This window comes from Sharpea azabuensis DSM 18934 (assembly GCF_000702165.1).
Taxonomy (GTDB): Bacteria; Bacillota_I; Bacilli_A; order Erysipelotrichales; family Coprobacillaceae; genus Sharpea; species Sharpea azabuensis.
Genome location: NZ_JNKU01000073.1, coordinates 1 through 5,554, shown reverse-complemented (window position 1 = coordinate 5,554; position 5,554 = coordinate 1). Strand labels below are relative to the sequence as shown.

General features: G+C 39.7%; 5 protein-coding genes and 3 pseudogenes. All 8 read left to right on the top strand.

Annotated features, from left to right (window positions below):
* The first annotated feature begins 308 nt into the window (after positions 1 to 308).
* The gene (gene larC / locus T529_RS0111340; RefSeq protein ID WP_033163720.1) at positions 309 to 1,466 is read left to right on the top strand and encodes a nickel pincer cofactor biosynthesis protein LarC; all 1,158 of its coding nucleotides are present in this window, start codon (positions 309 to 311) and stop codon (positions 1,464 to 1,466) included.
* Between the two features lie 3 nt (positions 1,467 to 1,469).
* The gene (locus T529_RS0111335; RefSeq protein WP_051646988.1) at positions 1,470 to 1,865 is read left to right on the top strand and encodes a metal-dependent transcriptional regulator; all 396 of its coding nucleotides are present in this window, start codon (positions 1,470 to 1,472) and stop codon (positions 1,863 to 1,865) included.
* Positions 1,852 to 3,003, top strand: a complete 1,152-nt coding sequence (locus T529_RS0111330; RefSeq protein ID WP_051646987.1) for an alanyl-tRNA editing protein — start codon at positions 1,852 to 1,854, stop codon at positions 3,001 to 3,003. The genes T529_RS0111335 and T529_RS0111330 overlap by 14 nt, the downstream gene beginning before the upstream one ends.
* A gap of 157 nt (positions 3,004 to 3,160) precedes the next feature.
* A complete protein-coding gene (locus tag T529_RS0111325) occupies positions 3,161 to 3,568 on the top strand; it encodes an Hsp20/alpha crystallin family protein (RefSeq protein ID WP_033163718.1) in 408 nt (135 codons plus the stop codon).
* 36 nt (positions 3,569 to 3,604) lie between these two features.
* Positions 3,605 to 4,018: an Hsp20/alpha crystallin family protein gene (locus T529_RS0111320; RefSeq protein WP_033163717.1), complete on the top strand. Its 414-nt coding sequence runs from the start codon at positions 3,605 to 3,607 to the stop codon at positions 4,016 to 4,018.
* A gap of 287 nt (positions 4,019 to 4,305) precedes the next feature.
* Positions 4,306 to 4,596 (top strand): annotated as a pseudogene (gene tnpA, locus T529_RS12395) (IS200/IS605 family transposase); the annotation flags it as partial.
* Between the two features lie 128 nt (positions 4,597 to 4,724).
* Positions 4,725 to 5,225: pseudogene (locus tag T529_RS0111310) on the top strand (IS1634 family transposase); the annotation flags it as partial.
* A gap of 122 nt (positions 5,226 to 5,347) precedes the next feature.
* Positions 5,348 to 5,554, top strand: a pseudogene (locus T529_RS0111305) (hypothetical protein); the annotation flags it as partial.

The window sequence follows — 5,554 nt, the reverse complement described above, 5'->3', positions numbered from 1 at the left end:
GTAAGACAGGAAGCACTGACTGCAAATACACCGGAACAGTATCCGATTGCACCAAACAGAAGAATAGAACGATTCTGGGAAGGGATTGAGAAGAGCAAAGCAAAACACCAGGCGCAAGCACAACAATAAAAAACAAGGCCAAATCTAATTGACCTTGCTTGGTAGTTGTTTTGGATATTTTCTCTGTCTACTTGACAGGGATCATATCAAACTTGGTGTGTTTTTTTATGTGAATCATTAGTCATGATTTTTGTGATAGAGCGTGGTAAGATGAAGTAAAGCACTTCGAATAGGAGGGAACATTAAGTATGAATGTTTTATATTTTGATTGCATGAGTGGCATTTCTGGCAATATGGCCATCGGGGCGCTCCTGGAGTTATGTGATGATCAGAAATGGTTCTACGAGAGCATGCAGGCTTTGCCACTAACTCATTGCACAATTAATATTTCCAAGGAAATGCGCAATGGTATTTCGGGAACATATTTTGATGTAAGGGTTGATGAAGCAATTCCACAGCCAGAAAGACATTTAAGTGATATTTATACGATCATTGAAGAATCACAAATACCTGACCATGCCAAGATGCTTGCCAAAGCTATCTTTTATCGTGTTGCTAAAGCAGAGGCGAAAGTCCATAATACGACCTTCGAGAATGTCCATTTTCATGAGGTCGGAGCAGCTGATAGCATTATTGATATTATTGGTGTAGCGTTGCTTATTAACTATTTACATCCTGATGCCATCTATTCATCAGTTGTCAATGATGGGTATGGTTTTGTGGAATGTGCCCATGGCATCATTCCTGTGCCTGTTCCTGCGACAAGTGAAATCTTTGCCTCAAGTGATGTCATCATGCGACAAATTGATATTAATACAGAGCTTGTCACACCTACAGGTGCAGCCATCATTGCGCAGCTTGCTGATAGCTACGGTCCGATGCCAGCCATGAAGATCAATAAGATTGGCTGGGGTATCGGTACAAAACAGCTTAAGATTCCAAATGTCTTAAAAGTCACACTGGGAGAAATGGCTCAGCATCCTGATGAAGTGATTATTATGGAGAGCAATGTTGATGACTGTACAGGGGAAATGCTTGGCTTTGTGATGGAGAAAATGATGAACGAAGGTGCCCGTGATGTGTTCTTCACGCCAATCTTCATGAAAAAGAACCGTCCTGCCTATCGTATTACCGTTGTTACTGATGAAGAACATATGAAGAGAATGGAAGAATTGCTTTTCATCAATACAACGACGATTGGTTTCCGTTATCGCAAAGAAAAACGTCATGTTTTAAATAGAGAGATTGTTGACGTGAAGTTACCTGAAGGTGTTGTTAAAGGGAAGAAGGTTGACTTTGAACAGGAAAGCTATATTTATCCAGAATATGAGAGCTTGAAGAGCTTATCTGAAGAAACAAGAATTCCATTAAAAGAACTTTATAAAAGATTTCAGAGAGAAGTGTAGACTATGTCAAAACATGAAATGAAGATGTACCAGTCAACAGAAGACTATCTAGAAGCTATTCTCATGATTAAGCAGGAGAAGGGGCATTGTCGTTCTGTTGATATTGCAAAAAGATTGGATTTTAAGAAATCAAGTGTATCGATTGCCATCACAAAACTGACCAATGAAGGCTATGTCATCAAAGAAGAAGACGGGATGCTTGAACTTACACAAGAAGGGCAAAGGCTTGCCAACAATATCCTAGAACGCCATAACTTTTTCTATACCTGGCTAAGGTCTTTGGGTGTTGAAGAGGGCCAAGCTTATGATGATGCCTGTCGTATGGAACATGCCATGTGTGATGACACCTTTCATAAGATTGTTAGCTATGTAAGGGAGAAAAATGATGGAAACAGTTAAGCTTTATGACGAACATCCCTATGACACAACATTCCATGCCACGATACAAGATATCCAATATGATAAGAATACAACGCTTATTCTTGATCAGACATTATTCTTTCCTGAAGAAGGAGGACAATGTGCTGATAGCGGAACAATTGATGGTTATGAGGTTATTGATGTTCAGATATCAAAAGGCATTATTAAACATATCTTAAAGGGACATGTTGAACTAGAAATAGGCAATGAAATACAAGGGGAAATTGATTGGAATTTACGCTTTAGTAATATGCAGAATCATTCTGGTGAACATATTTTTTCGGGCATTGTCCATCGGGAATATGGCTATGATAATGTTGGCTTTCATTTAGGCAAGGACGTTGTCAGTGTGGATTTTAATGGTCCAATCGATGAAGTAAGTCTTAGAAGAATTGAAAAAGAAGTCAATCAGGTTATTTATGAAAATAGAGTTATCCGTGCCTATTATCCAAGTGAGGAAGAACTTGCCTCACTTAATTATCGCTCGAAAAAAGAAGTTGATTCTCCTTTACGTATTGTTGAGATAGAGAATTGTGATGTCTGTGCATGCTGTGCCCCACATGTAAGGCGTAGTGGAGAAGTAGGACTATTTAAGGTTGTGCATATGATGAATTATAAGGGTGGCGTACGCATCTTTATTCTTTGTGGACAAAGAGCACTTGATTATGTCTTAGAACTAGATGACAACATGAATGCCATCTATCATATGCTTTCAGCCAACAATAGCTCAGTTGTCAAATATGTCAAGCAGCTCATCGATACAAACAATGCCCTGAAACAAGAAGTTTTCAATCTTAATAAAAAAGAAGTCCAAAGACTTGTTGAAGAAGCAAATGAAAACCATCGCTATTTCTTTATCGAAGATCTTGATAAGAACCTACAAAGAGAAATGGTCAATAGTCTTGCCCAACGGCTTGAAGGCTATGTCGGGGTCTTTGCCGGAAGTGATCAAACAGGCTATCGCTTCATTCTTGCTTCCCACAACAATGATACAACAAAGCTATTTGATGTTCTTAAAAGTCATGGGGCAAAAGGCGGTGGCAACGCCTTAATGGTGCAGGGTTATATAAAAACAAGCCAAGATACAATTGAAGAACTACTCAAAAGTCAGCAGTAAATTTGCTGATTTTTGTATTTTAGCACTCTATAAAAGAAATTGCTAAAATATTAGCACTCACCTATTGACATTGCTAAAAGAGGGGCTATAATGTAGGTGTAATCAAAAAGAGGATTACAAGAAAGATAGTTGAATAGGAAAAAAGGAGATGTTATTTATGAGGTTATTACCTAGAATGAATGATGTATTTGATGATTTCTTTGATGACAGATTCTTTGCCCCTAGTACCAATGCAATGCGCACTGATATTGCCGAAAAGGATAACAGCTATGTATTAAACATGGAGCTTCCAGGATTCAACAAGGAAGATGTCAAGGTCAGCTTGAAGGATGGCTACCTGAATGTTTCAGCCGAACATCATGATGACAAAGAAGAAAAAGACAAGAAGGGTCATCTGATCCGTAGCGAAAGATATCATGGCACTTGCAGCCGTAGCTTCTATGTCGGCGATGGCATCAAGGAAAGTGATATCAATGCAAAATTTGATAATGGCGAATTGATCATCACCTTACCAAAGGCTGACGAAAAAGCAGTCGAAGAGAAACACTTTATCCCAATTGGTTAATGCATGAAGGACAATGGATGAAAAGGAGATGTTATTATGCGTTACTTACCTACATTAGATAATTTGTTTGATGATATATTTGATTCTGATTTCTTAACACCTACAAGAACTATTAATAATATGCGTACAGATATCAAAGAAGTAGATGGCCAGTATCAGTTAGCTATTGAACTTCCAGGATATGACAAGGATCAGATCCATGTAGAATTAAAAGATGGCTATTTGAATGTTTCTGCTGATGCTTCAAAGACAAATGAGGATAAGGATGACAAGGGCAATATCATTCGTAGTGAAAGATATCATGGTACTTGCAGCCGCAGCTTCTATGTTGGTGAAAATTATAAGCCAGAAGATATTAATGCGAAATTTGATAATGGTGAATTGCTGATCTGCTTGCCTAAGGAAACACCTGAACAGGTTGAAGAGAATCACTTTATCGCAATTGAATAAAAGGAAAAGACTGTTGCATGAAGTGATATGACCCCTGACAAGTAGACAGAGAAAATATCCAAAACAACTACCAAGCAAGGTCAATTAGATTTGGCCTTGCTTTTTTATTTTGTAGTACAAGCAAAGCTTGTATCTAGTCTTTAGACAGTTGAGCGTAAGTAGTACGCGAAACAGTAAACCACCCGCTATGCGGATGGATGACAAGAAAGTTACACAAAAACATCACCGTTCCTTCTATAATGGTAAGTGTTCAAGTTACCGCAAAAAGAAAGGAACGGTGATGTCTCATGGCTCATAAAGCCAATTCACTATCGCATACAAAATGGTATTGCACATACCATATCGTATTCACACCAAAGTATAGACGAAAAGAAATATATGGTCAATATCGAAAAGACCTAAAGGAAATCATAAAGGAACTCTGCAGGTACAAGGGAGTGGAAATGGTAGAAGGACATCTCATGCCGGACCACGTGCATCTTCTTCTTGAGATTCCTCCGAAGCTGAGCGTAAGCTCGTTCATGGGATACCTGAAGGGAAAGTCAGCGCTGATGATGTTTGACAGACGTGCGGGTGTTTTACAGTTGGAGCGGAGCAGAATTCAATTTCTGCTCTTTTTTTCATGACTTTTTTGTCAAGTTTTGTGAATTTCATACTCGTAATGTTCCGTAATATATGATATAATAGGCCTATGGAGGTGTTCCCTATGGCAAAGCGCATCAAGAGTTCAAAGTCCAAGCACTCAGAGTCATTCTTCGTCATCGATGACTACTACAACCCGGAAACAAAGAAAAAGACGACGTTCGTTGTCGAGAGGCTGGGCAACCTTGCATCGCTGATGGAGAAGTACGGCACAGACTCGCGCGACGAGGTGGTGGGCAATCTCAAGGACTATGTCGAGAGCCTGAGGAAGAAGGACCGTGAGGACAAGGCTGTTGTCGAGCTCTCGCTAAGTCCCGATCATCTGATTAACAGGGACTCTAAGCGTGTCTTCAATATCGGCTATCTCTACATCAGGAACATCCTCTGCTCCCTTGGCATAAGGGACATCTGCAGGACAATAGCCAGCGAGCGCAAGTTCAGGTACGATCTTGCAGCCATCATCAACGACCTGGTTGCCGCAAGGATCATCTATCCGTCCTCGAAGAAGTCCACGTACGAGACGGCCGGAAAATTCCTTGAAGCGCCTGACTATTCCCTGGCTAATAATGGTAATATATAAATGACCAATTCGGGTGGTTTATTTTTACCCATTTTTGGGTAAATAAAACCGAATGGTCATTCTTTTTTTGTTACACTTTAGCTGTATTTTACAGGAGGCTAAAGTATATGAAAGTAAATGTCAATTTAACAGGAGAAATCAATCAGATGAAAGAAAAAGGAATCAAGCCTAACTTCTCCGATCTGGCCAGAAGATATGGCTCTGACAGAAAGACTGTCAAGAAAATATGGGATAATGACGGCAAGCCGAAACGAAAGGCTTCTTCCCGTGCTAGCAGGTACGACCCTTACCTTGAGGAAATATCCAGCCTGATG

Coding starts and splice junctions, on each gene's coding strand:
- larC (WP_033163720.1), top strand. CDS start 309: ATGAATGTTTTATATTTTGATTGCATGAGTGGCATTTCTGGCAATATG.
- T529_RS0111335 (WP_051646988.1), top strand. CDS start 1,470: ATGTCAAAACATGAAATGAAGATGTACCAGTCAACAGAAGACTATCTA.
- T529_RS0111330 (WP_051646987.1), top strand. CDS start 1,852: ATGGAAACAGTTAAGCTTTATGACGAACATCCCTATGACACAACATTC.
- T529_RS0111325 (WP_033163718.1), top strand. CDS start 3,161: ATGAGGTTATTACCTAGAATGAATGATGTATTTGATGATTTCTTTGAT.
- T529_RS0111320 (WP_033163717.1), top strand. CDS start 3,605: ATGCGTTACTTACCTACATTAGATAATTTGTTTGATGATATATTTGAT.